Raw genomic sequence first — 1966 nt, forward strand, 5'->3', positions numbered from 1 at the left:
GTCGTGCAGGTGCCCAGCGAAGCGTTGATCCGCACTGGCAAGCGCGTGCTGGTGATGCTGGCAGAGGAGGGCGGTCACTATCGGCCGGTCGAGGTGGTCGCCGGTGCCGAAAACCAGGACCAGAGCGTGATCGTCAGCGGCTTGCAGGAAGGCCAGCAAGTGGTCGCGTCCGGGCAATTCCTGCTCGACTCCGAGGCCAGTCTCAAAGGCATCACCGCGACCCCTGCCGAAGCCGCGATGAACATGCAACCGGGAGCCCAGCCATGATCGCCTTGTTGATTCGCTGGTCGGTGGCCAACCGCTTTCTGGTGTTGCTGGCGACGCTGTTCATCACTGCGTGGGGTGTCTGGTCGGTGCAGAACACGCCCGTCGACGCCTTGCCGGACCTTTCTGATGTGCAGGTGATCATTCGCACGCCGTACCCGGGACAGGCGCCGCAGATCGTCGAGAACCAAGTCACCTACCCGATGACCACTACCATGCTCTCGGTGCCGGGGGCCAAGACCGTACGCGGCTTTTCGTTTTTCGGCGACAGCTACGTGTACGTATTGTTCGACGAAGGCACTGACCTGTACTGGGCCCGCTCGCGGGTATTGGAATACCTCAGCCAGTTGCAGGCGCGCCTGCCGGCCTCGGCCAAGCCGTCATTGGGGCCTGACGCCACCGGGGTGGGCTGGATCTACCAGTACGCCTTGGTGGACCGCACCGGCCAGCACGACTTGGCGCAATTGCGTGCGCTGCAGGACTGGTTCCTCAAGTTCGAACTCAAGACCCTGCCCAATGTGGCGGAAGTCGCCACCATCGGCGGCCAGGTCAAGCAGTATCAAGTGCAACTCGACCCACTGGCCCTGGCCAGTCGCGGCATCACCCAGGCACAGGTGAAGGACGCCATCGACAAGGCCAACCAGGAAGCCGGTGGCTCGGTGCTGAACCTGGGCGAGTCCGAGTACGTGGTGCGCGCCTCCGGCTACCTGAAAAACCTGGCCGACTTTCGCGCCATCCCGCTGCGCCTTGATGCCAACAATGTGCCGGTCACCCTGGGCGATGTGGCAAACGTCCAGCTGGGCCCGGACCTGCGCCGAGGCATCAGCGAGCTGGACGGCGAGGGTGAAGCGGTTGGCGGCGTGGTGATCCTGCGCAGCGGCAAGAATGCACGGGAAGCCATCGCGGCGGTCAAGACCAAGCTGGACCAGTTGAAAAGCAGCCTGCCGCCGGGCGTGGAGATCGTCACCACCTACGACCGTAGCAAGTTGATCGACCGCGCCGTGGACAACCTCAGCCACAAGTTGCTGGAGGAATTCCTGGTGGTGGCACTGGTGTGCGGGATTTTCCTGTGGCACCTGCGCTCGTCCCTGGTGGCGATCATCTCGTTGCCGGTAGGCGTGTTGATCGCCTTTATCGTCATGCGCTTCCAGGGTATCAACGCCAACATCATGTCCCTGGGCGGTATCGCGATTGCGATCGGCGCGATGGTGGATGCGGCGGTGGTGATGATCGAAAACGCCCACAAGAAAATCGAAGCCTGGCACCACGCCAACCCTGGCCGGGAATTGAAGGGCGATGAGCATTGGAAGGTGATGACAGACGCGGCGGTCGAGGTCGGGCCGGCGCTGTTTTTCTGCCTGTTGATCATTACGCTGTCATTTATCCCGGTGTTCACCTTGCAGGCCCAGGAAGGTCGGTTGTTCGGCCCGTTAGCCTATACCAAGACCTACGCCATGGCGGCGGCGGCCGGGTTGTCGGTGACGCTGGTCCCCGTATTGATGGGCTATTGGATTCGCGGGCGCATTCCCGATGAGCAGCGCAACCCGCTCAATCGCGGGCTGATCAGACTCTATCAACCGGCCCTGGATGCGGTGCTGCGTTGGCCGCGTATGACCTTGCTGGTAGCGCTGCTGGTAGCGGCGAGCGCGCTGTGGCCGATCTCGAAACTGGGCGGTGAGTTCCTACCACCGCTGGATGAGGG

1 protein-coding gene and 1 pseudogene are annotated in these 1966 nt (G+C 62.9%); both read left to right on the forward strand.

Translation table 11 applies throughout. From position 1 onward, the window contains the following. Positions 1 to 267: pseudogene (locus tag ACRESD_RS06970) on the forward strand (efflux RND transporter periplasmic adaptor subunit); the annotation flags it as partial. After that, positions 264 to 1966, forward strand: a 1703-nt coding sequence (locus ACRESD_RS06975; protein ID WP_431750259.1) for an efflux RND transporter permease subunit, incomplete at its 3' end; no start/stop codon positions are given. The pseudogene ACRESD_RS06970 and the gene ACRESD_RS06975, both read left to right, overlap by 4 nt.

Source organism: Pseudomonas sp., assembly GCF_050739995.1.
In the GTDB taxonomy this organism is placed as follows: Bacteria; Pseudomonadota; Gammaproteobacteria; order Pseudomonadales; family Pseudomonadaceae; genus Aquipseudomonas.